Genomic DNA, 24163 nt, shown 5'->3' with positions numbered 1-24163 from the left:
CGGATAAGAATCTTTACGTGAATTTGGGACCGTCTCCCGTGTCTTGATCCCTCTGCCCCTCCTTAACGCCCGGTCCCATCTGCGGGTTCCCGGCCCCGAGCGGATACAGTCACCGTTGCGCCAACTACGGGGACAGGAGAGGGTCATTACCGCCAACCGGCAGACGAGCTGGGCGTTCGCCGACGCCTTTGTCGCCGAGGACGAAGCACTGCGCTGGGCCCGTGACCGGGCCCGGGAGGCAGGGCTGCCCTCGGTGTCGCCAGGCACCGGCGCCGCGCTGCGTCTGCTGGCGGCCACGGCGGACGCCAAGGCGGTGGCCGAGATCGGGACCGGCACCGGGGTGTCGGGGATCTACCTGCTGCACGGCATGCGCCCGGACGGCGTCCTGACCACGGTGGACCCGGAGCCGGAGCGGCAGCAGTTCGCCAAGCAGGCCTTCCGGGCGGCGGGCTTCGCCGGCAACCGGGCCCGCTTCATCCCCGGCCGCGCCCTGGACGTCCTGCCCCGGCTCGCGGACGGCGGCTACGACCTGGTCTTCTGCGACGGCGACCGCACGGAGTGCCTCGACTACCTCGCTGAATCGTTGCGCCTGCTGCGGCCCGGCGGGCTCGTCTGCTTCGAGGGCGTCTTCGCGGACGGCCGCACGGTCGACTCGGCGGCCCAGCCGGCCGAGGTGCAGCGCCTGCGGGAGCTGCTGCGCACGGTACGCGAGAGCCAGGAACTCCTGCCGTCACTGCTCCCCGTGGGCGACGGCCTGCTCTGCGCGGTACGGCGCGGCTAGGTTCCGTCCGTACCGCCGCGGGAACGCGACAGCCCCGGCGCGTACCCTCACGCCGGGGCTGTCGGAAAAACCGTGGGCAGTGTCAGACCGTGACCTTCTCCAGCGCCTCGCCGAGTGCCTTCGCCTCGTCCGGAGTCAGCTCGACGACAAGCCGACCGCCGCCTTCGAGCGGAACGCGCATGACGATGCCCCGCCCCTCCTTGGTCACCTCGAGCGGGCCGTCACCCGTTCGCGGCTTCATGGCCGCCATGCTCGTTCCCCTTCCTGAAACCAGCTCATCGTCGCCGACGGCCCTCTGGCATGGGCACGCATCACCGGCATCGAACACATTGCTTCCAGGTCATTATCCCGCATGGCGGGACCCGATGACCAACATCGGACCGCATCGCTTCCGCAACGCGCTCTCGCAAAACCGCATAATTCGGCGATCCGCCTGCGATACTTCGCCGCCGCGTACGGCGGCGTCACCGGAGTTTCTTTGACGCAGGTCACATGGAGGGGGGCGAAGATCTCCGCCATGCTGAGCGGACACCGTCGTCACGACTGAGGGGATCCGCCATGGCCGACACCGTGCTGTACGAGGTGAGCGAGGGGCTCGCGACGATCACGCTCAACCGGCCGGACGCCATGAACGCGCTGAACATCGACGCCAAGGTGGCCCTGCGGGACGCCCTGCACGCCGCCGGCGACGACCCGGCGGTACGGGCGGTGCTGCTGACCGCGACGGGCCGCGCCTTCTGCGTCGGCCAGGACCTCAAGGAACACATCTCCCTCCTGGGCGACGGCTCCGGCCGGACCATGAGCACGGTGCGCGAGCACTACAACCCGATCGTCCGGGCCATCGCCGGCATGCAGAAGCCCGTGGTGGCGGGGGTGAACGGGGTCGCCGCCGGGGCCGGCTTCGGCTTCGCGCTCGCCGCCGACTACCGCGTCGTGGCCGACACCGCCTCCTTCAACACCTCCTTCGCCGGCGTGGCGCTGACCGCCGACTCGGGCGTCTCCTGGACGCTGCCCCGCGTGGTGGGCCCCGGCCGCGCCGCCGACCTGCTGCTCTTCCCCCGCTCGATCAAGGCGCAGGAGGCGTACGAGCTGGGCATCGCGAACCGGCTGGTCCCCGCCGCGGACCTGCCCGCCGAGGCCGCCTCGGTCGCCCGCACCCTCGCCAAGGGCCCGACGCTCGCGTACGCGGCGCTGAAGGAGTCCCTGGCGTACGGCGCGTCCCGCACGCTGGAGGAGGCCCTGGAGAAGGAGGACGAACTCCAGACGAAGGCGGGCGCGTCGGAGGACCACACCATCGCGGTCCAGGCCTTCCTGGCCAAGGAGCAGCCGAAGTACCTCGGCCGCTAGCCGCGCCCCCTACGCCGCGCGCCGGGCCACGCAGTCCGCCAGGTGGTCGTCGACCAGTCCGCAGGCCTGCATCAGGGCGTACGCCGTCGTGGGGCCGATGAAGCGCAGCCCGCGCTTCTTCAGGTCCTTCGACAGCGCGGTCGACTCCTCCGTCACCGCCGGCACCTCCGCGAGCGTGCGGGGTGCCGGCCGCCCGGTGCGGTCCGGGGCGTGGCCCCAGACGAGGGCGTCGAGCTCGCCCGGTGACCAGCCCGCCAGCACGCGCGCGTTGGCGAGGCAGGCGTCGATCTTGGCGCGGTTGCGGATGATGCCCTCGTCGCCGAGGAGCCGCTCCCGGTCGGCTTCGGTGAACTCCGCCACCGCCGCGATCTTGAAATCGGCGAAGGCGCGGCGGAAGCCCTCGCGGCGTCGCAGGATCGTGATCCAGGACAGGCCCGACTGGAAGGCTTCCAGGCAGAGCCGCTCGAAGAGGGCGTCGTCGCCGTGGACCGGCCGCCCCCACTCCTCGTCGTGGTACGGCACGTACTCGGTCGCGGAGACGCCCCAGGGGCAGCGCGGCTTCCCGTCCGGGCCGGGTACGACTCCGCCGGTCACCGGCCCCGCTCCTCGTCGTCCTCCGGGCGGGCCGGCTTCTTGTCGAAGAGGTCCGCCCCGCCGACGGCGGTGGCCTGGGCCCCGGCCAGCGCCGCCTCCAGCTCGGCGATCCGCGCGTCGCGCTCGGCGAGCTCCGCGCCGAGCCGGCTCAGCACGTCGTCGACGTCCGCCATCCGGTACCCGCGCGGCGCGACGGGCAGGCGCAGCGCGTCGACGTCGGCGCGGCCGACGGGCCGCGTGAGCGGCAGCGGGTCCACCAGCTGCTCGGGCACCGCCTCGGGAAGGACCTCGCTCTCACCGCCGCCGACCACCGCGAGGGTGACCGCGGCGATCACCACGACCATCGCGATCATCAAGAACCAGAACACAGGCGTGCCCCTCCCGGTAAGAGCCGAACCGTCTGCTCACGATCGTGCCATGTGCCACTGACAGCTAAGGTCGCAGACGACGTAACGCGAGGAGGACGAACGGGATGCTGCGCTTGGGACGGCGTGAATTCGGGGCGCACGAGCCGGTGATCATGGCGATCGTGAACCGGACGCCGGATTCGTTCTACGACCAGGGCGCTACGTTCCGCGACGAGCCCGCGCTCGCCCGCGTCGAGCAGGCGGTGGCAGAGGGCGCCGCCATCATCGACATCGGCGGGGTGAAGGCCGGGCCCGGCGAGGAGGTCTCCGCCGCGGAGGAGGCGCGCCGCACGGTCGGCTTCGTCGCCGAGGTGCGGCGCCGCCACCCGGACGTCGTGATCAGCGTCGACACCTGGCGGCACGAGGTGGGCGAGGCGGTCTGCGAGGCGGGGGCGGACCTGCTGAACGACGCGTGGGGCGGTGTGGACCCCAAGCTCGCGGAGGTCGCCGCGCGGTACGGCGCGGGCCTGGTGTGCACGCACGCGGGCGGCGCGGAGCCGCGCACGCGGCCGCACCGCACGACGTACGACGACGTGATGGCGGACATCCTGCGCGTCACCGTGGGCCTCGCGGAGCGGGCGGCCGCGCTCGGTGTGCGGCGCGACGGGATCCTCATCGACCCGGGTCACGACTTCGGCAAGAACACCCGGCACAGCCTGGAGGCGACGCGCCGCCTGCCGGAGATGGTGGAGACGGGCTGGCCGGTGCTGGTCTCGCTCTCCAACAAGGACTTCGTCGGCGAGACGCTCGACCGGCCGGTCAAGGAGCGCGTCCTCGGCACGCTGGCCACGACGGCGGTCTCGGCGTGGCTGGGCGCGCAGGTCTACCGCGTCCACGAGGTCGCCGAGACCCGGCAGGTGCTGGACATGGTGGCCTCCATCGCGGGCCACCGCCCGCCGGCCGTCGCCCGGCGGGGCCTGGCGTAGACACCGGCGCGGGACCGGGGGCTCCGCCCCCGGTCCCGGTCCCGTCAGCGTGGAGACGCCCCCGTCTCCTTCGTCACCAGCGCCACCGCCTCGTCCACGTCGTCCGTCACGTGGAAGAGCATCAGGTCCCGCTCCGACGCCTTGCCCTGCGCGATGACCGTGTTCCGCAGCCAGTCGACCAGGCCCGACCAGTACTCCGTACCGAAGAGCACGATCGGGAAGCGGGTCACCTTTCTGGTCTGCACCAGGGTCAGGGCCTCGAAGAGCTCGTCCAGCGTCCCCAGCCCGCCCGGCAGGACGACGAAGCCCTGTGCGTACTTCACGAACATCGTCTTCCGCACGAAGAAGTAGCGGAAGTTGACGCCGATGTCGACGTGCGGGTTCAGCCCCTGCTCGAAGGGCAGCTCGATGCCGAGCCCGACGGAGATGCCCTTCGCCTCGCGTGCGCCCTTGTTCGCGGCCTCCATCGCGCCCGGGCCGCCGCCCGTGATCACCGCGAAGCCGGCCTCCACCAGCGCCTTGCCGATGCGGACGCCCGCCTCGTACTCCGGCGAGTCCACCGGGGTGCGGGCGGAGCCGAAGACGCTGATCGCGCCGGGGAGTTCGGCGAGGGCGCCGAAGCCCTCCACGAACTCGGACTGGATGCGCATGACCCGCCAGGGGTCGGTGTGCACCCACTCGGAGTCGCCCGCGGTGTCCAGCAGCCGCTGATCGGTCGTACCGGGCTGCACCTGCTCACGGCGGCGCAGCACCGGCCCCAGTCGCTGTTCCGCGAGCGCTCGCAGTCCTTCGGCCTCGGCCTCGGGGTTGCCCATGACCTGCTCCCTCCGCTGAACATCGTTTCCCGCTCAGGGTAGGGCGACGCACATGACGAATGGCGAAATTACGGTGGTCAGGCAGTGAGCCAGTCGTACAGGCGCCGCTCGCAGTGGGTGATCTTGTCGACGGCCACGTGCTCGTCCCGCTTGTGCGCGAAGAGCGGGTTGCCGGGGCCGTAGTTGACCGCGGGCACGCCCAGGGCGCTGAAACGGGCCACGTCCGTCCAGCCGAACTTGGGCTGCGCCGTGCCGCCCACCGCCTCCATGAACGCCGCCGCGGCGGGGTGCGACAGGCCGGGCAGCGCGCCGCCGGTGTGGTCGTCGACCACGAACTCGTCGACGCCGCAGTCCGCGAAGACCTCGCGCACGTGCGCCTCGGCCTCCTCCATGGACCGGTCGGGCGCGTAGCGGAAGTTGACGACGACGGTGCACGCGTCGGGGATCACGTTCGTCGCGACGCCGCCCTCGATGCCGACGGCGTTGAGTCCCTCCCGGTACTCCAGCCCGTCGATCACCGGGCGCCTCGGCTCGTACGCGGCCAGCCGGGCCAGGACGGGGGCCGCGGCGTGGATGGCGTTGGAGCCCATCCAGCTGCGCGCGGAGTGGGCCCGCTCGCCCTTCATCCGCAGGTGGACCCGCAGGGTGCCCTGGCAGCCGCCCTCGACCTCGCCCTGGGAGGGCTCCAGCAGGATCGCGAAGTCGCCTTCCAGCCAGTCGGGGTGTGCGGCGGCCACATGCCCGAGGCCGTTCAGGTGGGCGGCGACCTCTTCGTTGTCGTAGAAGACGAACGTCAGGTCGCGGTTGGGCTCCGGCACGGTCGCGGCGATGCGCAGCTGGACGGCGACGCCCGACTTCATGTCCGAGGTGCCGCAGCCCCACAGGATGCCGTTCTCGTCCAGGCGCGAGGGGACGTTGTCGGCGATCGGCACGGTGTCGATGTGCCCGGCCAGGACGACGCGCTCGGCGCGGCCCAGGCGGGTGCGGGCGACGACGTTGTTGCCGTACCGGTCGACCGTCAGGTGCGGCAGGGTCCGCAGCGCCTGCTCGATCGCGTCGGCGAGGGGCTTCTCGGTGCCGCTGACGGAGGGGAAGTCGACCAGCGCGGCGGTCAGCGCCGGACCGTCCAGGTTCAGGTCCAGCGTGGCTGCGGGGGCGGTCGCGGGCATGGTTTCGGACATGGTGACGAGCCTATCCCGGCCTCCAGTACGGTGGGCTGCGTGTCCGAGTCCACCCGCCCCCGCAACCCCAGGTTCGTCGCCGCGTTCGCCGTACTGCTGGCAGTCGTCGGGTACGTGGTCGTGCAGTACATGACGACCGGCAAGGGCGGTCCGCACTGCAGGGTGGGCACCGGCACGCACACGTACCGGCTCACCCCCGAGCAGGCGTCGAACGCCGCGACGATCTCCGCCGTCGGAACGACGCGCGGGATGCCGGAGCGCGCGGTCACCATCGCGCTGGCGACCGCCCTGCAGGAGTCGGCCCTGCGCAACATCCGGCACGGCGACCGGGACTCGATCGGCCTGTTCCAGCAGCGGCCCTCGCAGGGCTGGGGCACCCAGGAGCAGATCATGGACCCGGTCTTCTCGGCGAGCCGGTTCTACGAGCGCCTCGCCGAGGTCCCGGGGTACTCGCGCCTGCCGCTGACGGTCGCCGCGCAGCGCGTGCAGCGCAGCGGCTTCCCGCAGGCGTACGCCAAGCACGAGCCGAACGCCGCGCTGCTGGCCGCGGCGCTGACCGGGCGCTCGGCGGCCTCGCTGACCTGCACGCCGGGCAGCGGCGTACCGGAGGCGGGCGACCCGGCGAAGGTGCGCGCGGAGCTGGTGCGGTCGTTCGGCGCGGAGGTGCTGCCGAAGGCCGGGGGCGCGGCCTCCGCGGAGATCGCCCTGCCGGCGGCGGGGTCGCTGGAGTCCGCCGGGCCGGAGGGCGCGGCCGCGGGCGAGGGCGGGGACGACGGCACCGGCGGCTCGCGGCGCGGCTGGGAGCTGGCGCAGTGGGCCGTGGCCCAGGCGGACGCGCTGGGGATCGCGGAGGTGTCGTACGCGGGCCGCGTCTGGAGCGTGGAGCGGTCGGCCGAGGGCTGGCGGGCGGCGGACGATTCCCGCGAAACGGACCATGCACACACCGGCGAAGTCCGTATCCGGGTCGCACAGTAGCGCTGGAATTCACTCTCCCGAATTACCCGGCGACTCGCCGCTGCCCCTTTTTCCACCCACCCTGCGCCGCGTGGCGCCGATCCTCGCCTTTTCCCTTGCCGCGCCGGGGAAGTGACGGTTCTTCACACGGCACCGGCACCCCGCCCCTACACCTCACTTTGCCCGTTTTTGCGGGAAGCAGATAATGCGATGCATTACCAACTCTTTACCTTGGCCCACCGCAACCTCCCCCGCCCTCCGACCGGTTGTCACAGCGTCCGATCGTCGGACAGACAACGTCCTCTCCCGTCGAAGGAGCATCATGTCCCTCCCCCTGACCCGTCGGATCGCCCGTGCCGCGCTGCTGATCGCAGCGGGCGCAGCTCCCGTGGTCGGTGCGGCCGGCTCCGCAAACGCCGTGGATCTGCCCCAGGCCACCGACCTCGGCGGCGTCTCCAGCCTCGACACCGCGTCGGCCGCCGACACCGTGGGCGGTGCCTCCCGGGGCGCCACCGACCTGGCCGGCGAGGCCGGCAGCTCGACGGTGAAGAAGTCCGTGCCGGCCGTGGGCGACACCGTCGCCAAGACGGGCGAGTCCACCACCCCGGCCGCCCAGCAGACCGTCGGCGACGCGGCGGGCAACGCCGGTGACCTCGTCGGCGGCGCCGCCTCCGCCGCGCCCACCGACGCGCTCGGCGGCGGCCTGCCGGCGGCCGGCCAGCTCCCGACCGGCGGGCTCCCGGCGCTCGGCTGACCCGGCCGCCTACCGGCCCAGGCACAGGCACGGACACGGCGAAAGGGCCCGAGGAGCGGATGCACCGCTCCTCGGGCCCTTCGGCGTGCACGCGGCGGGCCGCCAGGCCGCTAGCCGAGCCGCTTCACCGCGGCCTCGATCCGCTCGTCCGTGGCCGTGAACGCCACCCGCACGAACCGCTCCCCGGCCTCGCCGTAGAAGTCCCCCGGCGCCACCAGGATCCCCGACTCCGCCAGGTACGCGACGGTCTCCCAGCACGGCTCGTCGCGCGTCGCCCACAGGTACAGGCTCGCCTCGCTGTGCTCGATGCGGAAGCCGTGCGACTCCAGGGCCCCGCGCAGCGCCGCGCGCCGCGCCGCGTACCGGGCCCGCTGCTCCGCCACATGGGCGTCGTCGCCGAGCGCCACGATCGTCGCCGCCTGCACCGGCGCGGGCGTGATCATGCCGCCGTGCTTGCGGATCTGGAGCAGCTCGCCGAGCACGGCCTCGTCGCCGGCGAGGAACGCGGCGCGGTAGCCGGCCAGGTTGGAGCGCTTGGAGAGCGAGTGGACGGCGACGATGCCCTCGTACGAACCGCCGCAGACGTCCGGGTGCAGGACGGAGACCGGGTCGGCCTCCCAGCCGAGCTCCAGGTAGCACTCGTCGCTGAAGAGCAGCACGCCGTGCTCGCGCGCCCAGGCGACGATCCGGATCAGCTCGTCCTTGGCGAGCACCCGGCCCGTCGGGTTGGACGGCGAGTTCAGCCAGAGCAGCTTCAGGCCGAGCGCGGCCGGGTCGAGCTCCGTCGGGTCGTCGTACACGACCGGCGTCGCGCCGCACAGCCGCGCGCCGACCTCGTACGTCGGGTACGCGAGCCGCGGGTAGGCGACCGCGTCGCCCGCACCCAGCCCGAGCTGCGTGGGCAGCCAGGCCACCAGCTCCTTGGAGCCGACCACCGGCAGCACGTTCGTGTGCCCGAGGCCGCGCCCGCCCAGGCGCCGCTCGCACCAGCCGGTGATCGCGTCGCGCAGCTCGGGCGTCCCCCACACCATCGGATAGCCCGGCGAGTCGGCGGCGCCGGCCAGGGCACGCCGGATCAGCTCGGGGACGGGGTCGACCGGCGTGCCGACGGACAGATCCACGATGCCGTCCGGGTGGGCGGCGGCCGTCTTCTTGTACGGCTCGAGCTTGTCCCACGGGAAAACGGGCAGGCGCGAAGAGACACGCGAGGAAGCGGGGGACACGGTGCGGGCTCTCTTTCTCTCCGTACGCCTTCGATGCGTACGACTGCTCTTGGCGTACGACTACGGGCAAACACGTCGGTCCCGTACAGCGGACGAAGCCGTACGGGACCGAGGGCGCGCTGTCAGCCGTTCGGGTTCGGCGGAAGCGCGGCGATGAAGGGGTGGTCGCGCTCGATCAGGCCGAGCTTGGAGGCACCACCCGGCGAGCCCAGGTCGTCGAAGAACTCGACGTTCGCCTTGTAGTAGTCCTTCCACTCCTCCGGAGTGTCGTCCTCGTAGAAGATCGCCTCGACCGGGCAGACCGGCTCACAAGCACCACAGTCGACGCATTCGTCCGGGTGGATGTACAAGGACCGCTGGCCCTCGTAGATGCAGTCGACGGGGCACTCCTCGATGCACGCCTTGTCCTTCACGTCGACACAAGGCTGTGCGATGACGTAAGTCACGCTGTCGTTCCTCCTTGGTAGGGCTCTGGCTTGCGCGGGAGCGCGGCGTCGTCGATGCCCGCACCTAGTATCTCCGTTCTTGGTAACGATCCGAACATGAGGGGCGCGCGGAGCTGTGGAATTCACTGCTGGCGGACGGCTGGAGGTCCGCATCACCCCGGCTGACGTGGGGAAACGCGTCTCCGTGCGCCGGTTGGGCGACCCCGGCGCGGGCCGGGAGACGTTCACCGACACGGTCGGGGTTCTCACATCATGGGACAAGGGTGTGCTGCTGATCACACGCCGGACCGGTGAGACTGTCCGAATTGCGGAATCCTCGCTGGTCGCGGCCAAGGTGGTACCGGCCGCACCGGCCCGTCGGCGCGGCCCCGCGGCCGACTTCTCGGAGCTGGCGCCGGTGCTCGCGCGCGCCTGGCCGCCGGTGGAGAGCGAGCCCCTCGGCGAGTGGACGCTGCGGGCCTCCGGCGGATTCACGCGGCGGGCCAACTCGGCGCTGCCGCTCGGTGATCCCGGCATACCCCTGGACGAGGCGCTCGCGCGGGTGCGCTCCTGGTACGAGGAGCGGGGCCTGCCCCCGTACATCCAGGCGGCGACCGGGGCCGAGGGCACCCAGGAGCGGCTGTGCGCGGCGCTGGAGGAGCGGGGCTGGCGGCGCGAGGTGACGGCGGAGGTGCGGATCGGGGGGCTCGCGCCGGTCGCGGACCTGGTCGAGGCGGGGAGTGCGGGGGGCGTCGTCCTGTCCCGGTCGCTCGACGAGGCGTGGCTGCGGCGGTACAACCGCTCCGGGCTGCCCGGGCCCCACGTCCTGAAGGTGCTGGCCGGCGGGCCGTCGGTGTGGTTCGCCTCCGTACCGGACCCGGAGGGCGGCGAGGTGCCGGCCGCGATCGGGCGGTGCGTCGTCGACGGGCGGTGGGCCGGCTTCGCGGCGGTCGAGGTGGACCCCGCGTACCGGCGCCGGGGGCTGGCCACGGCCGTCATGGCGGCGCTGGCTCGGCGCGCGCTGGAGGAGGGCGCGTCGGCGGCCTGGCTCCAGGTGGAGGAGGACAACGGCGGTGCCCGCGCGCTCTACGACGGGATGGGCTTCGCCCTCCACCACCGCTACCACCACTTCCGCCCGCACTTCCGGTCCCCCGAATCGGGTACGTGACCCGTATGCAGCACACGAGCGAGTGGCGGCGCCGGTTCGCCGAGGAGGCCCGCGAGGAACGGCCGGACCTCGCGACGCTGTGCCTGCTGGTGGGCGCGGAGGCCGACCCGGAGCTGGGTGAGGCCGGGATCGACGCCGCCGAGATCGAACTGGACCGGCTGGCCGGGCTGGTGCCGTACGGCCTGCGCGAGCCGCGCGCCTGGGCCGCCGCGCTCGCCGAGCTGCTCGGTGAGCGGTGCGGCTTCCACGGCACGCCCGGCGACTACGAGCGCCTGGAGTCGTCGCTGCTGCCCGAGGTGCTGCGGCGGCGCCGGGGCCTGCCGATCCTGCTGTCCGTCGTCTGGATCGAGGTGGCGCGGCGGGCGGGCGCGCCGGTGCACGGCGTCGCGCTGCCGGGCCACTTCGTCGTGGGCTTCGGCGGGCCGGACGAGCAGGTCCTGGTGGATCCGTTCGACCGGGGCCGGCTGCTGACCGGTACGGACGTGGAGATGCTGGTGGCGGGGGCGACCGGCGAGCCGCTGCGCCCGTCGATGCTGCGCCCCGCCGACCCGCTGGACGTCGTGCTGCGGATCCTCAACAACATCCGCGCCTGGGCCGCGCCCCGGCCCGAGTGCTCGCACGTGGCGCTGTGGGCGGTCGAGCTGTCGCTGCTCCTGCCCGCCCATCCGGCGCGGCTGCGGTACGAGCGCGCCCAGCTGCTCATCCAGCGGGGCGACTTCGTCGCGGGGGCGGCGGAGATGGACGCGTACGCGGAGGTGGTGGCGGGGGTCGAACCGGTGGCGGCGGGGAAGATCCGGGACCTGGCGCGGGCGGCGCGGGCGATGCTGAACTGAGGCTGCCGTGCCGTTCCGCCCGTTCCCGGGCTAGTCGCGGTCGACGTGCTCGCGCAGGATCTTGCCGGTGGTCGCGTCGACGTCGAACGTCGTCTTGTACCAGTCGTCGGTCGTGACGACGTCGACCGACCAGATGAGCTTGTTGGCGGCGTCCTCGTCGAGGTGTACGGCGGTGACGGTGCCCTTCTTCTTGTCGGTGGCCGTCTTGACGGCCTGCTCGGGCACCTGCCGTGCCGTGCGGAGCCGGTCGGCGAGCTCACGCTTGTCGTCGGCGTCCTGGTCCGGGTCGGCCTCGGACCGGGTCACCTTGCCCGTGACGGCGTCGACGTGGACCGTGCGGACGGTGCCGTCGGTGGTGGCGACCTCGGCGGCCCACAGGGGCGTGCCCGGCGTGGGGGTGCCGGGGCTGGGCGTGGCGGGGCTGGGGCTCGCGGCGGTCGCGCGCTTGAGGTCGATCTCCACGAGCTTGCCCTGCGGCACCTCGCCGACCGCCGTGGCGGCCGCCTTGTCCCAGGGGATCTTGGCCGCCGGGACCAGGGCCTTGCGGTCGGCCTGGTCCTGGGTGAAGGGGCGGCTCGGCGGCGCGTGCGTGGGGGTGGGCGCGGCGGCCCCGGCCCGGGTCACCTCCTCGGCCCCGCAGGCGGTGACCAGCGCGGCGGAACCGGCGAGGGCGCACACGGCGGCGACGGCACGGACACGGAGGGTGCGGTTCGTCACGCTCATGTGGCCACCCGTACCGCCGGAGCGGGGCGGCCATGCGGAGTGGGCGCAAGCCCAACCCGATCGGCCGAAGCCGCCACCGGGGCCCGATTCCGTGGCCGGGGCTCCGGTGGCGGCCGGCGGGGGATCTCCCGGTCAGGGGCGGCTGATGCGGCTGCCGCCCGGGTCGGTGGTGCAGGTGTCGGAGTGGGGGCCTCCGTTGGCGGTGTCGTTGCCGGTCCGCCACGGCGACACTTCGACGGCTCGCGGTGCTGCGCTTGTCGGACGCGGGGATCCACTCGCGCGCGTGGGGACGCCCAAGGCCCGCAGGCGTGTTGAGCGGTCCCCGCACGCATGAAACGCTCGCCGCACAAGCGAAAGAGCCCCCGCCCGGTCCGGGCGGGGGCTCTCTCCGTACGGGGCGGGTCAGCCCTCGCCGTCGAGGTCGATCTCCTCCGTGCGCTCCGCCGGGGTCTTGCCCAGCAGGGCCGTCTGGAGGGCGTGGGCGACGTCGTCGGCGGAGACCTGGTGCTTGCGGCCGTCGGCCTTGGTGATCATGACGCCGTCGAAGACGCCGTCCAGCAGGTCGTTGATCGCCTTCTTGTCGTAGACCTCGACCAGGCGGCCGTTGACCGGCTTCATGGAGAGGATCTTCGGCAGCGAGCGGGCCGGGCCGAACTGGATCTGCTTGCCGCCGGCCTTGATCGTGACCAGGCCGGACATCGCGGGCTTGGCGAACTCGTTCATCGCCCGGTCCAGTTCGGCCTGGGTGATCGTCGGCTGCTTGGTGGTGACGGGGAGCTCGACGACGTTCTCCGTGCCCGTCTCGACGTGGGCGCGGTACGCGTCGCGCACCGAGATCATCGAGCGCGGGACGTCGAGCGACTTGCCGGCCCTGCCGGGCACCGCGACCGGCTTGTTCGGCTGGAAGGTGATCGTGCCCTCGGTGGCCGAGCCGGAGGCACCCGCCAGGTCCGTCAGGGCGACGCTGAGCTTCTCCTCGTCGACCGGGAACACCGGCTGGGCCGCGCGCTCGGCGCCGAAGAGGGAGCCGATGACGGAGACGGGGTTGTAGTCGCTGCCCGCGGCCGCACGGACCGTCTCCTCGGCGTCCAGGGACAGGCCCGCCTTGTCCGGGGCCAGCTCCTCCTTCTTGCCGCCCACGGACAGCTGGAGCGGGGCGGTGGCGCGCTTGCCGAATGCGGTCTCCAGCTTCTGGACCGCCTCCTCCTTCGTCCCGCCGCCGATGTCGACGCCGAGGACCGTCGTGCCCTTCGGGACCTCGGCGTGGTTGAGGAGGAGGCCGGCGCCGTACGCCACACCGGCCAGGCCCACGACGCCCGCACCGAGCAGGACCAGCTTGGAGCGGCCCTTCTTCTTCGGGGCGGGGGCGGCCGCGGGGGCCGGTCGCGCGGGTGCCGGGGCGGCGGCGGGCTCCCCGGTGGCGTGCGTCGCGGCCACCTGGGCCGGGCCCGTCACCGGGAACGGCGAGGGGGACGGGGACGGCGCGCCGTGGTCGGCGGGGACCACCGGGAGGCCGCTGGTCAGCGTGTCCCCGGAGACGTGCCCGCCCGGCGGCGGACCCGCCGGACCGGCCGGGGCCGGGGCGTAGGCCTGCTCGGCGAAATCGGGCTCGGGCGCGGGCTTCTGCGGCGTCAGTACGGCGGTGTCGTCCGACATGCGCGGGACCGTGCCCATGGTGCCGGTCGCCGGGCCGGTGGTCGGCCCGGTGGGGCCGGGGCCGTAGTACGGCGGCGGCGCGTCGTCCATCCCCACGAGGTCCCGGAGGGACGACACGGGCGCGGAAGGCTCGGACGCGGACGGCGCGGACGCGGCAGGCGGCGTGGACGCTGCGGGCGGCGCGGGCTCGGGGGCCGGCGCGGGCGGCCTGCGCGGGGCGAACCAGTCGCTCGCCGGCTTGTCCTGACCCTGGGCCTTGCCCTGCCCCTGGCCCTGCGCCGGTGCTGTCGCCCGGGTCTGGGCCTGGGCCTGCGTCGGCGCCTTCGGCTCCTCCTCCGCGGGCTCCGGCCTCGCCGCCTCCTCCGCCGGGGCGGCGGCCGCGGCACCGGCCCCGGCCTCCGCCTCGCTCATCGGCTTGCGCATGACGACCGGCGGGATCGGCCGCGAACCCGGGATGTTGATCCGGATGCGCGTCGTCAGCGTGGTCTCGGTCCTGGGCTCGTCCGGCTCCGCGGCGGTCCGGGCCGCCTCCTCCGGAGCGTCGTACTGGCGCGATCCGTACGGCGGTGTACCCGAGGGGTACGCGGCTCCGCCGCGCCCCTGGGGGCCGGAGGACGAACTGTCAGTTTCACGACTCAAAGCAGGTTCTCCCGGTTGGCTCCGCCGCCCGCACTCACACCCGCGGGCGCCCGGCGGCGCGCACCACCATACTGGCCGCCGCCGGGACGCACCCCGCGGCCGGGAGAACCGGAACGGTCATTCCGGATGAAGTCCGGCGGGTCCGGGCACGTCACACGCCAAGTCGGCCGCTCGGGCCGCCCGATGGCGGCACCCGCGCCATGGTGGCGCACATCACAGCGACGGCCATGCCGCCCAGCAGGTAGACCAGCTCGACGATGCCGCCCGCGAAGACCCCGTCGCCCTCCGGGCGTCCGCGGCTGAGCAGCAGGACGGCGGCGAGCCATCCCGCACCGGCCGCGCCCACGCCCACCGGTGTGCCGGTGAGGCGCAGGGCGCCGTAGAAGAGCCCCGCGGTGCCCGCCAGCGCGAGCAGCAACCCGCCCGGCACCCAGCCGCCTTGGACCAGCGAGCCCGCGACGCCCACCAGGAAGCCCAGGACGGCGAGTCCGGCGTACGAGAGGGCGCGTGCGGCGCTCATGCCCCGGCCCCGTCCGCGAGCCCCGCGAACAGGTCGCGCTCCCGCTCCCCCGCGGGCGCGCCGGAGCGGCCCTGCGCCAACTGGTAGTACTCCGTGGTGAAGAGGGGCTGCCCCAGCTTGTTCGACAGCGCGAAGAACGCGCCCTCCACGGTGATTTGCGTGGCGTGCGCCCGCATCGCGGCCGCCTTCCGCTCCGCGTACGCGCTCCCGTCGATCTCCGCCGTGACGAGCGCGCCGGCGAGCGCGTCGTCCACGAGACCGGGTACGTCCTCGACCGCCGCCGCCTCCGGGAAGGCGCCGGCCGCGCGCAGCCGCGCGAAGCCCTCCTCGGCGACCGCCCGCGGCACCCGGTTCCAATAGATCTTGGCGATCTCGTGCGGGTCTCCGAGGTCGCGCCGGTAGGCCGGCTCGGCGGCCAGTTCGGCGGCGCGCATGGCGACCCGGTGGGCCTGGATGTGGTCGGGGTGGCCGTAGCCGCCGTCGGGGTCGTACGTGATGAGCACCTGCGGCCGTACGGAGCGGATGATCTCGACCAGGTACGGCGCGGCGTCGTCCACGTCCGTGTGCCAGAAGGCGCCGTCGCGGTGGTTCTGCGGGGCGCCCATCATCCCGGAGTCGCGGAAGCGGCCGGGCCCGCCCAGGAAGCGGTGGTCGGTGACGCCCAGCTCCTTCATCGCGGCGGCCAGTTCGCCGACGCGATGGGGGCCCAGCCGGTCCTCCCGGTCGGGTGCGAGACGGGCGAGGGCGGGCGGGATGACCTCGCCCTCCTCGCCCTGTGTGCAGGTCACGAGGGTGACCTGGGCGCCCTCGGCCGCGTACTTGGCCATCGTGGCGCCGTTGTTGATCGACTCGTCGTCGGGGTGCGCGTGCACCAGGAGCAGACGACGGGAGGGCTGTTCCGTCATACGGACACCCTAGAACGGACGGCGCCGGACGGACGGCCCGGAACGGGACGGGACGGGCCGCTCAGAACTTGATGCCGCCGATCATGCCGGCCACGTTGGTCGTCAGCTCACTGATGGTCGGCGCGATGGAGGAGCTCGCCAGGTAGAAGCCGAGCAGCATGCAGACGGCCGCGTGCCCGCCCTTCAGCCCGGACTTCTTGATCAGCAGGAAGACGACGATCGCCAGCAGCACAACCACCGAAATCGAGAGTGCCACGGCGGTTCACCTCCATAGATATTCACGTCGGACCGGGCAGCGCGCATGTGCCGGAGGGTACATACCCATCTGGCCGTACGGATCATAACTATCCGATCTCACGCATCGATCGGTGCACAGCAGCACATGGGGGCGCACGACCGCTAGTTTCGGACGCATGACCTCCAGGCAACAGACCTCAAGGCAACAGCTTTCGTTCCCCCGTCAGTACGCCAGGACCCAGCGCTTCACCCTCGGCGCACCCCGGGCGTTCACCGTCTCACCCGACGGACACCGGGTCGTCTTCCTCCGCTCACCCGGCTCCACCCACCGCGCCCACCAGCTGTGGCTGCTCGACCTCGAGGGCGAGCCGCGCGAGCGCCTCGCCGCCGATCCGGAAGCGCTGCTCGGCGGCGCCGAGGAGCAGTTGCCGCCGGAGGAGCGGGCGCGCCGTGAGCGCAGCCGGGAGGGTGCCGGCGGCATCGTCGGCTACGCGGTGGACGCCGCGGTGGAGTTGGCGGCGTTCGCGCTGTCCGGGCGGCTGTATGCGGCGGAGCTGCGCGCCGGGACGGCGCGCGAACTGCCCGCGCGCGGACCGGTGATCGACCCTCGCCCCTCGCCCGACGGCCGGCACATCGCGTACGTGGCGCAGGGCGCGCTGCGGGTGACCGGCGCGGACGGGGAGGGCGACCGGGCCCTGGCGGAACCGGAGGACGCGCACCTCACCTATGGGCTCGCGGAGTTCATCGCGGCCGAGGAGATGGGCCGCTCGCGCGGTTTCTGGTGGTCGCCGGAGTCGGACCGCCTGCTGGTCGCGCGGGTCGACGAGAGCGGCGTACAGCGCTGGTGGATCTCGGATCCGGCGCATCCGGACCGGGAGCCGTCCGAGGTGGCGTATCCGGCGGCGGGGACGGCCAACGCGGACGTGCGGCTGTGCTTCGTCGGGCTGGACGGGTCCCGTACGGAGGTGGAGTGGGACCGGGCGCGCTACCCGTACCTGGCGCGGGTGCACTGGTCGTCGGCGGGCGCTCCGCTGCTGCTGGTGCAGGCGCGGGACCAGCGGACGCAGGCGTACCTGGCGGTGGACACGGAGTCCGGGGCGACGCGCACGGTGCACGTGGACGAGGACCCGGTGTGGCTGGAGCTGCTGCCGGGGGTGCCGGCCTGGGCTCCGGACGGGCGGCTGGTGCGGATCGCGGACGAGGCGGGGGCCCGGGTGCTGGCCGTGGGCGACCGTGCGCTGACCGGGGCGCAGACGCAGCTGCGGGCCGTGCTGGACGTCGGCGACAACGATGTACTCGTGCAGGCGTCGGCGGGCGAGGAGGCGCCCGGACCGGACCCGGAAATTGGCGAGATTCATGTGTACCGGGTCAATGAACTCGGCGTCGAAAGACTGTCCGAGGGGCCGGGTGTCCACTCGGCGGTGCGGTCCGGTGCGGTGACGGTCCTGGCGTCGTCGCGGCCCGGCACGCCGGGGCAGACCGTGCGGGTGCTGCGCGACGGCAAGCCGGTGGCGGAGATCGCCTCGTACGCCGAGACTCCGGTGCTCTCGCCGCGCCTGACGCTGACCGAGTCGGGCCCTCACCGCATCCCGTGCGCGGTGCTGCTGCCGCGCGCGTACGAGGAGGGCGACGGGCCGCTGCCGGTGCTGCTGGACCCGTACGGCGGGCCGCACGGGCAGCGGGTGCTGGCCTCGCACAACGCGCACCTGACGTCGCAGTGGTTCGCCGACCAGGGCTTCGCGGTGATCGTGGCGGACGGGCGGGGCGCGCCGGGGCGCTCGCCCGCCTGGGAGAAGGCGGTCAAGGACCGGCTGACGCTGACGCTGGACGACCAGGTCGAGGCGTTGCACGGGCTGGCGGACCGCTTCCCGCTCGACCTGGACCGGGTGGCGATCCGGGGCTGGTCGTTCGGCGGCCTGCTGGCCGGTCTGGCCGTGCTGCGGCGGCCGGACGTGTTCCACGCGGGGGTGGTGGGGGCGCCGGTGACCGACCAGCGCCTGTACGACACGCACTACACCGAGCGGTACCTCGGGACACCGCAGGAGGCGCCGGAGGTGTACGAGGCGAACTCGCTGGTGGGTGACGACGGTCTGGTGGCGCCGCAGGAGCCGGCCAGGCCGATGATGATCATCCATGGTCTGGTGGACGACAACGTGGTGATGGCCCATACGCTCCGGTTGTCGTCGGCGCTGCTGGCGGCGGGCCGACCCCATGAGGTGCTGCCGCTGACGGGCGTGACGCACATGACGCCGCAGGAGCAAGTGGCCGAAAACCTGCTGCTGCTCCAGGTGGACTTCCTGAAGCGGTCACTGGGCCTGTCCTGATACGGCGACCGGCCGGGGTGACATCGCTGCGCCCCGGCCGGTCCACGGCACCCGCACGGCCGTACGCCCTCCAGGCTGGCGTGTCCGTATATCGGAACGAATTCCGCGCCGTTACCCGGCTGTTAAGCCCTGAGCGCCCGTCAGGCGAGTGATTCCGGGGCCGCCACCACCCGTCTCTCCTCCGCGAAGTGGCAGGCCGAGGCGTGCCGCGCCGGGCCCTCCCGGTGCGCCAGCGGCACCGGCACGGCCAGCGGCGGCACCTCCTTGGCGCACGTGTCGCGCGCCTTCCAGCACCGGGTGCGGAACCGGCACCCCGAAGGAGGGTCGGCGGGGGACGGCACGTCGCCCGTGAGCAGGATCCGCTCGCCGCGCGACGCCCGCGCCGCCGGGTCGGGCACCGGCACCGCCGACAGCAGGGCCTGGGTGTACGGGTGCGTGGGGTGGTCGTAGATCTCGGTGTCGGTGCCGGTCTCGACGATCCTGCCGAGGTACATCACGCCGACCCGGTCGGAGATGTGCCGCACGATCGACAGGTCGTGCGCGATGAAGACGTAACTGAGCCCGAACTCGGCCTGGAGGCGCTCCAGCAGGTTGATCACCTGTGCCTGTACGGAGACGTCGAGGGCGGACACCGGCTCGTCGGCCACGATGATCTCGGGGCGCAGGGCGAGGCCGCGCGCGATGCCGATGCGCTGGCGCTGGCCGCCGGAGAACTGGTGCGGATAGCGGTTGATGTACTCGGGGTTGAGGCCGACGACGTCGAGCAGCTCCCGCACCCTGCGGCGCCGGTCGCCCTTCGGCGCGGCCTCGGGGTGGATCTCGTACGGCTCGCCGACGATGTCGCCGACCGTCATGCGCGGGTTCAGGGAGGTGTACGGGTCCTGGAACACCATCTGGATGTTGCGGCGGACGGCTTTCAGGGCGCGGCCGGAGAGCCGGGTGATGTCCTCGCCCTTGTACAGGATCCGCCCGGCCGTGGGCCGTTCCAGGTTGACGAGCATCCGGGCGAGGGTGGACTTGCCGCAGCCGGACTCCCCCACGATGCCGAGCGTCTCGCCCGCGTCCAGGGCGAAGTCGACGCCGTCGACGGCCTTGACGGCGCCGGTCTGCTTCTTGAAGAGGACGCCCCGGGTGAGGGGGTAGTGCTTGACGAGCCCGCGCACCTCAAGAATCGGCGGCATGGAGGGTCTCCTTCCAGAAGTGGCAGGCGCTGCCCCGCTCGTCGGACACCTCGTGGAGCGGCGGTTCGTCGATGCGGCACACGTCGCGGGCGCGCGGGCAGCGCGGGTGGAAGGGGCAGCCGGGCGGGATGTCCAGCAGGCTCGGCGGCATGCCTTTGATGGCGTACAGCTCCCTGCCCTTGTCGGTGAGGCGCGGGATCGAGTCGAGCAGCCCGGCCGTGTAGGGGTGAGCGGGTTCCTTGTAGAGCTCGTGGACGGGCGCGGTCTCCACGATCCGGCCCGCGTACATGACGGCGATCCGGTCGGCGACGTCGGCGACGACGCCGAGGTCGTGGGTGATGAGGATGAGCCCCATGCCGAGGTCGCGGCGCAGCTCGGCGAGGAGCTCCATGATCTGGGCCTGGACGGTGACGTCGAGGGCGGTGGTGGGCTCGTCGGCGATGATCAGGGCGGGTTCCAGCGCCATGGCCATGGCGATCATGATGCGCTGGCGCATGCCGCCGCTGAACTGGTGCGGGTACTGGCCGACCCGCTCGCGGGCCGCCGGGATGCGGACGCGGTCCATCAGCTCGACGGCCTTGGCGCGGGCGTCGCGCTTCGACATGCCGCGGTGGACGACGAACATCTCGCCGAGCTGGTCGCCCACGGTGAGCACGGGGTTGAGCGCCGACAGGGCGTCCTGGAAGACCATCGCCATCTCGGCGCCGCGGATCCGGCGCCGGGCGTCCTCCTTGAGGGTGAGCAGGTCGCGGCCCTTGAAGAGGATCTCGCCGCCCGTGATCCGGGCCGGCGGCGTGTCCAGGATGCCCATGACGGCCTGCGCGGTGACGGACTTGCCGGAGCCCGACTCACCGAGCACGGCGAGGGTCTCGCCGGCGTCGACCGCGTACGAGACGCCGTTAACGGCCTTGGCGACCCCGTCGCGGGTACGGAACTCCACGCGCAGGTCGCGTACCTCCAGCAGGGTGTCGGACATGGTGGCTCCCCTAGCGCAGCTTCGGATCGAGGGCGTCGCGGACCGCGTCGCCGAGCATGATGAAGGCGAGCACGGTGAGGGACAGGGCCCCGGCCGGCCACAGCAGCATGTGCGGGGCGTTGCGGATCTGCGGGGCGGCATTGGAGATGTCGATGCCCCAGGAGACGGTCGGCGGGCGCAGGCCGACGCCCAGGAAGGACAGCGTGGCCTCCAGGGCGATGTACGTGCCCAGGGCGATGGTCGCCACGACGATGACCGGCGCGACGGCGTTGGGCGCGACGTGGCGCAACAGCATGCGGCCGCTGCCCGCGCCGAGCGCCCGGGCGGCCTGGACGTAGTCGTGCTCCCTGGCGGTGATGACGGCGCCGCGGGCGATGCGGGCGACCTGGGGCCAGCCGAGCAGCACGATGAAGCCGACCACCGGCCACACGGCGGAGCTGGTGACGACGGACAGGAACACCAGGCCGCCGAGGACGACGGGGATGCCGAAGAACACGTCGGCGGTGCGCGACAGCAGCGCGTCCCACCAGCCGCCGAAGAAGCCGGCGAGCCCGCCGAGGAGGCTGCCCAGCAGCGCGGCGCCGAGGGTGGCGCAGACGCCGACGGTGATGGAGGCGCGGGCGCCGTACACCGTACGGGTGTAGACGTCGCAGCCCTGGGTGTCGTACCCGAACGGGTGACCCGGCGCCGAGCCCTGCTGCGACTTGGACAGGTCGCACCGCAGCGGGTCGCCGGAGGTGAGGATCTGCGGCCAGAGGGCGATCAGGACGAGGAAGAGGATGAGGAGGGCGGAGACGAGGAAGACGGGGTTGCGGCGCAGCTGGTGCCAGGCGTCGCTCCACAGGGAGCGGGGGCGGCGGCCGTCGGCGCGGAGCGACGCCGCTTCGGTGAGGGCGAGGTCCATGGCGCCGCCCGCGCCGGTCGGGGCGACGGCGTCGTGCCGGTCGAGGTCGGGTTCAGGCATAACGGATCCTCGGGTCCAGGACCGCGTACAGCAGGTCGACGAGCAGGTTCGCCACCAGGAAGGCGATCACCAGGATCGTCACGAAGCCGACGACCGTGGGCGCGTTGTTGCGCAGGATGCCCTGGTAGAGCTGGTAGCCGACGCCGTGGATGTTGAAGATCCGCTCGGTGACGATGGCGCCGCCCATGAGCGAGCCGATGTCGGCGCCGATGAAGGTGACGACGGGGATGAGCGAGTTGCGCAGCACGTGCCGGGTGATGACGCGGTGGCGGGGCAGGCCCTTGGCGATGGCCGTGCGGACGTAGTCGGCGCGGATGTTCTCGGCGATGGACGTCCGGCTCAGGCGGGTGACGTACGCCAGCGACACCAGGGCCAGCACGGTGCCGGGCAGGATCAGCTCGTCGAGGCGGGCGTCCGGGGAGACGGAGGGGCGCACCCAGCCCCACTTCACGCCGAGGAGGAACTGGAGCAGGTAGCCGGAGACGAAGGTGGGGACGGAGATCACGACGAGGGTGAGGACGAGCAGGCCGGTGTCGAGGGGGCGGCCGCGCTTGAGGCCGCTGACGACGCCGAGGGTGACGCCGATGAGGACCTCGATGACGATGGCGACGAGGGTGAGGCGGAGGGTGACGGGGAAGGCCGAGGCCATCAGTTCGGTGACCCGGCGGCCGTTGAAGGCGGTGCCGAAGTCGCCCCGGAAGATCTGGCCCATGTAGAGCAGGTACTGCTTCCACAGGGGCTCGTCGAGGTGGAGTTCCGCGCGGATGCGGGCGGCGGTGGCGGGGTCGGGTTCGCGGTCGCCGAAGAGGGCGGCGACCGGGTCGCCGAGGGCGTACACCATGAAGAAGATGAGGAAGGTGCTGCCGATGAACACCGGGATCATCTGGAGCAGCCGCCGGATCACATACCGTCCCATGGGAGCTCCGGTCGTCGTCGGTCGCGGGCGGTGTCGGTCGCGGTGCGGGCGCGGGCGCGGGTGTCAGCCGACCTTGATCCGGTCGTAGACGGGGACGCTGAACTGGTTCAGGGCCACGTCGCTCAGGCGCTCGGAGTAGCCGGCGCTCCCGTTCTGGTACCAGAGCGGGATGACTGGCATCTGCTCGGCGAGGATCCGCTCGGCGGCCTGGAAGTCCTTGACCGCCTGGGCCTGGTCGGTCGTGCGGTTGGCCTTGTCGATGAGGGCGTCGAACCGCTGGTCGCTGAACTTGCCGTGGTTGGCGGAGCCGCCGGTGTAGTACAGCGGCTGCAGGAAGTTCTGGATGAGCGGGTAGTCGGCCTGCCAGCCGGAGCGGAAGGGCCCGGACATCCGGAAGGTCGTGGTGCGGCTGCGGTAGTCGGCGAAGGTGCCGACGGGGTCGACCGTGCAGACCGGGCCCTTGCCCAGCGCGTTGTTGACGCTGTTGCAGACGGCGTCCATCCAGGCGCGGTGGGAGCCGGTGTCGACGTTGGAGGTCAGCGTCAGCCGTCCGCCGGGCAGGCCGCCGCCCTCCTCGATGAGCTTCTTGGCCCGGGCGGGGTCGTACGCGCAGGCGTCGCCGCACAGCTGTGTGTGGCCGCCCTCGCGGCCGAGGGCCGGGGAGGTCCAGTCCTTCGCGGGGGTCCGGGTCCCCTGGTAGATCTGGCGGGTGATCTCGTCGCGGTTGATGGCCATGGACAGGCCGCGGCGGACCTTCTCCATGCCGGGCTTGGACCACTCCGGGCGGTACATCGGGAAGGCGAGGGTCTGGAGGATGAGGGCGGGCTGGTTGATGTAGCGGTCGCCGAGGTCGGCGGCGGCGTTCTTCAACGCTTGCGCGGGTACGTCGTCGACGAGGTCGAGGTTGCCCGCCATCAGGTCGGTGTAGGCGGTGTTGTTGTCGGTGTAGACGACGAGGTCCACGCCGCCGTTGCGGGCCTTGTCGGGGCCGGGGTAGCCGTCCCAGCGGCGCAGCTTCATGGCGGAGCCCTTCTGGTACGACTCCACGGCGTAGGGGCCGTTGCCGACGGGCTTGTCCAGCCAGCCGTCGTGGTCGGTGAAGAAGGCGCGGGGCAGGGGGACGAAGGCGTGGTAGCCGAGGGTCTCGGGCCAGGTGGAGAAGGTGTTCTTGAGCGCCACGGTGAAGGTGCGGTCGTCCTTGACGACCAGTCCGCTCATGGTCTTGGCCCGGGGGGCGCCGGAGGCGGGGTGGACGTCGTCGTAGCCGACGATGTCGCTGAAGAAGGGCGCGTTGTTCTGCTTGTTGTCGAGGTGGGCGGCGTAGTTCCAGGCGTCGACGAAGGAGCGGGCGGTGACGGGCTCGCCGTTGCTGAAGGTCCAGCCGGGCTTGAGGGTGATGGTGAAGTTCTTGGAGTCGGTCGTCTCGATCTTCTCGGCCACCAGGTCGTGGGCCTCGCCGGTCTCGGGGTCGTACCGCTTGAGGCCGCGGAAGACCATGTCGAGGACCTTGCCGCCCTGGACCTCGTTGGTGTTGGCCGGCTCGATGAGGTTCTGCGGGTCGCCCCAGGAGGAGCGCACGATCCCGTCGGCGCCACCGCCGGCGGCGCCCCCGCCGCAGGCGGTCGCCGCGAGGGCGACGGCCACGGCGCATGCGGCCGACCTGACGTGCGTGGCTCCGCGCATGGGGTGCCTCCCGTGGGGTCGTCGGTCCCCG

The 24163-nt window shown here is 72.7% G+C and carries 25 protein-coding genes; 8 read left to right on the top strand and 17 right to left on the bottom strand.

The genetic code is table 11. The annotated features are described in order from the left end of the window. Positions 1–115 precede the first annotated feature (115 nt). Positions 116–781: an O-methyltransferase gene (locus ABZX67_RS25445; RefSeq protein WP_355364133.1), complete on the top strand. Its 666-nt coding sequence runs from the start codon at positions 116–118 to the stop codon at positions 779–781. An 82-nt stretch (positions 782–863) separates the two neighbouring features. Here ABZX67_RS25445 and ABZX67_RS25440 read toward each other — a convergent pair whose 3' ends face one another. Continuing rightward, positions 864–1031, bottom strand: a complete 168-nt coding sequence (locus ABZX67_RS25440) for a DUF3117 domain-containing protein (RefSeq protein WP_003985072.1) — start codon at positions 1029–1031, stop codon at positions 864–866. Between the two features lie 308 nt (positions 1032–1339). Here ABZX67_RS25440 and ABZX67_RS25435 point away from each other — a divergent pair, with 308 nt between their 5' ends. Beyond that, complete coding sequence (locus ABZX67_RS25435) at positions 1340–2128, top strand: enoyl-CoA hydratase-related protein (RefSeq protein ID WP_355364129.1); 789 nt, start codon at positions 1340–1342, stop codon at positions 2126–2128. Positions 2129–2137: 9 nt separating this feature from the next. Here ABZX67_RS25435 and ABZX67_RS25430 read toward each other — a convergent pair whose 3' ends face one another. Together ABZX67_RS25430 and ABZX67_RS25425 are read right to left on the bottom strand one after the other, a co-directional pair. Further along, a complete protein-coding gene (locus ABZX67_RS25430; RefSeq protein ID WP_355364126.1) occupies positions 2138–2722 on the bottom strand; it encodes a DNA-3-methyladenine glycosylase I in 585 nt (194 codons plus the stop codon). Continuing rightward, positions 2719–3090 (bottom strand): hypothetical protein, encoded by a 372-nt coding sequence (locus ABZX67_RS25425; RefSeq protein WP_355364123.1) that lies wholly within the window; start codon positions 3088–3090, stop codon positions 2719–2721. The genes ABZX67_RS25430 and ABZX67_RS25425 overlap by 4 nt, the downstream gene beginning before the upstream one ends. Before the next feature lie 104 nt (positions 3091–3194). On the opposite strand from ABZX67_RS25425, the gene folP reads away from it, so the two are divergent. Beyond that, positions 3195–4055, top strand: coding sequence for a dihydropteroate synthase (folP, locus tag ABZX67_RS25420; protein WP_355364120.1), 861 nt, complete (start codon positions 3195–3197; stop codon positions 4053–4055). A gap of 44 nt (positions 4056–4099) precedes the next feature. On the opposite strand, the gene ABZX67_RS25415 is transcribed toward folP, so the two are convergent. Together ABZX67_RS25415 and dapE are read right to left on the bottom strand one after the other, a co-directional pair. After that, positions 4100–4870, bottom strand: coding sequence for a TIGR00730 family Rossman fold protein (locus tag ABZX67_RS25415; RefSeq protein ID WP_355364117.1), 771 nt, complete (start codon positions 4868–4870; stop codon positions 4100–4102). Positions 4871–4947: 77 nt separating this feature from the next. Then, positions 4948–6039: a succinyl-diaminopimelate desuccinylase gene (dapE, locus tag ABZX67_RS25410; RefSeq protein ID WP_355364208.1), complete on the bottom strand. Its 1092-nt coding sequence runs from the start codon at positions 6037–6039 to the stop codon at positions 4948–4950. Between the two features lie 42 nt (positions 6040–6081). Between dapE and ABZX67_RS25405 the strand changes: the two genes are divergently transcribed. Next, positions 6082–7026 (top strand): hypothetical protein, encoded by a 945-nt coding sequence (locus ABZX67_RS25405; RefSeq protein WP_355364114.1) that lies wholly within the window; start codon positions 6082–6084, stop codon positions 7024–7026. A 301-nt stretch (positions 7027–7327) separates the two neighbouring features. Beyond that, complete coding sequence (locus ABZX67_RS25400) at positions 7328–7759, top strand: ATP-binding protein (protein WP_355364111.1); 432 nt, start codon at positions 7328–7330, stop codon at positions 7757–7759. A 110-nt stretch (positions 7760–7869) separates the two neighbouring features. On the opposite strand, the gene dapC is transcribed toward ABZX67_RS25400, so the two are convergent. Together dapC and fdxA are read right to left on the bottom strand one after the other, a co-directional pair. Continuing rightward, entirely contained in the window at positions 7870–8982 is a 1113-nt protein-coding gene (dapC, locus tag ABZX67_RS25395) for a succinyldiaminopimelate transaminase (protein ID WP_355364108.1), read from the bottom strand. 122 nt (positions 8983–9104) lie between these two features. Then, on the bottom strand, positions 9105–9428 hold the full coding sequence (fdxA, locus tag ABZX67_RS25390; RefSeq protein WP_355364105.1) for a ferredoxin: 324 nt from the start codon (positions 9426–9428) through the stop codon (positions 9105–9107). Positions 9429–9543: 115 nt separating this feature from the next. Here fdxA and ABZX67_RS25385 point away from each other — a divergent pair, with 115 nt between their 5' ends. Next, the gene (locus ABZX67_RS25385) at positions 9544–10575 is read left to right on the top strand and encodes a GNAT family N-acetyltransferase (RefSeq protein ID WP_355364102.1); all 1032 of its coding nucleotides are present in this window, start codon (positions 9544–9546) and stop codon (positions 10573–10575) included. Positions 10576–10580: 5 nt separating this feature from the next. Then, on the top strand, positions 10581–11408 hold the full coding sequence (locus ABZX67_RS25380; protein ID WP_355364099.1) for a transglutaminase-like domain-containing protein: 828 nt from the start codon (positions 10581–10583) through the stop codon (positions 11406–11408). 30 nt (positions 11409–11438) lie between these two features. Here the strand turns inward: ABZX67_RS25380 and ABZX67_RS25375 are convergent, their stop codons facing one another. The 5 genes from ABZX67_RS25375 to ABZX67_RS25355 form a co-directional block, all read right to left on the bottom strand. Further along, positions 11439–12131: a PepSY domain-containing protein gene (locus ABZX67_RS25375; RefSeq protein WP_355364096.1), complete on the bottom strand. Its 693-nt coding sequence runs from the start codon at positions 12129–12131 to the stop codon at positions 11439–11441. A 402-nt stretch (positions 12132–12533) separates the two neighbouring features. Further along, positions 12534–14426: a hypothetical protein gene (locus ABZX67_RS25370; RefSeq protein ID WP_355364093.1), complete on the bottom strand. Its 1893-nt coding sequence runs from the start codon at positions 14424–14426 to the stop codon at positions 12534–12536. Positions 14427–14577: 151 nt separating this feature from the next. Next, a complete protein-coding gene (locus ABZX67_RS25365; RefSeq protein WP_355364090.1) occupies positions 14578–14946 on the bottom strand; it encodes a DUF6113 family protein in 369 nt (122 codons plus the stop codon). Continuing rightward, entirely contained in the window at positions 14943–15851 is a 909-nt protein-coding gene (gene mshB / locus ABZX67_RS25360) for an N-acetyl-1-D-myo-inositol-2-amino-2-deoxy-alpha-D-glucopyranoside deacetylase (RefSeq protein WP_355364087.1), read from the bottom strand. Before mshB ends, ABZX67_RS25365 begins: the two co-directional genes overlap by 4 nt. A 61-nt stretch (positions 15852–15912) precedes the next feature. Then, positions 15913–16107, bottom strand: a complete 195-nt coding sequence (locus ABZX67_RS25355) for a hypothetical protein (protein ID WP_355364084.1) — start codon at positions 16105–16107, stop codon at positions 15913–15915. Positions 16108–16264: 157 nt separating this feature from the next. On the opposite strand from ABZX67_RS25355, the gene ABZX67_RS25350 reads away from it, so the two are divergent. After that, on the top strand, positions 16265–18412 hold the full coding sequence (locus ABZX67_RS25350; RefSeq protein WP_355364081.1) for a prolyl oligopeptidase family serine peptidase: 2148 nt from the start codon (positions 16265–16267) through the stop codon (positions 18410–18412). A gap of 140 nt (positions 18413–18552) precedes the next feature. On the opposite strand, the gene ABZX67_RS25345 is transcribed toward ABZX67_RS25350, so the two are convergent. The 5 genes from ABZX67_RS25345 to ABZX67_RS25325 all read right to left on the bottom strand — a co-directional run bounded on the left by ABZX67_RS25345 (position 18553) and on the right by ABZX67_RS25325 (position 24132). Continuing rightward, positions 18553–19593, bottom strand: coding sequence for a dipeptide ABC transporter ATP-binding protein (locus tag ABZX67_RS25345; RefSeq protein ID WP_355364078.1), 1041 nt, complete (start codon positions 19591–19593; stop codon positions 18553–18555). After that, the gene (locus ABZX67_RS25340; RefSeq protein WP_355364075.1) at positions 19577–20569 is read right to left on the bottom strand and encodes an ABC transporter ATP-binding protein; all 993 of its coding nucleotides are present in this window, start codon (positions 20567–20569) and stop codon (positions 19577–19579) included. The genes ABZX67_RS25345 and ABZX67_RS25340 overlap by 17 nt, the downstream gene beginning before the upstream one ends. Before the next feature lie 10 nt (positions 20570–20579). Then, a complete protein-coding gene (locus ABZX67_RS25335) occupies positions 20580–21533 on the bottom strand; it encodes an ABC transporter permease (RefSeq protein WP_355364072.1) in 954 nt (317 codons plus the stop codon). Continuing rightward, entirely contained in the window at positions 21526–22449 is a 924-nt protein-coding gene (locus tag ABZX67_RS25330) for an ABC transporter permease (protein WP_355364069.1), read from the bottom strand. Before ABZX67_RS25330 ends, ABZX67_RS25335 begins: the two co-directional genes overlap by 8 nt. Positions 22450–22512: 63 nt before the next feature. After that, complete coding sequence (locus ABZX67_RS25325) at positions 22513–24132, bottom strand: ABC transporter substrate-binding protein (protein ID WP_355364066.1); 1620 nt, start codon at positions 24130–24132, stop codon at positions 22513–22515. Positions 24133–24163: the final 31 nt, after the last annotated feature.

Origin of the sequence: Streptomyces sp. NPDC003036 (genome assembly GCF_040611175.1) — a bacterium.
In the GTDB taxonomy this organism is placed as follows: Bacteria; Actinomycetota; Actinomycetes; order Streptomycetales; family Streptomycetaceae; genus Streptomyces.
The sequence above is the reverse complement of the archived record's forward strand: the minus strand, read 5'-3'. Positions and strand labels throughout refer to the sequence as shown.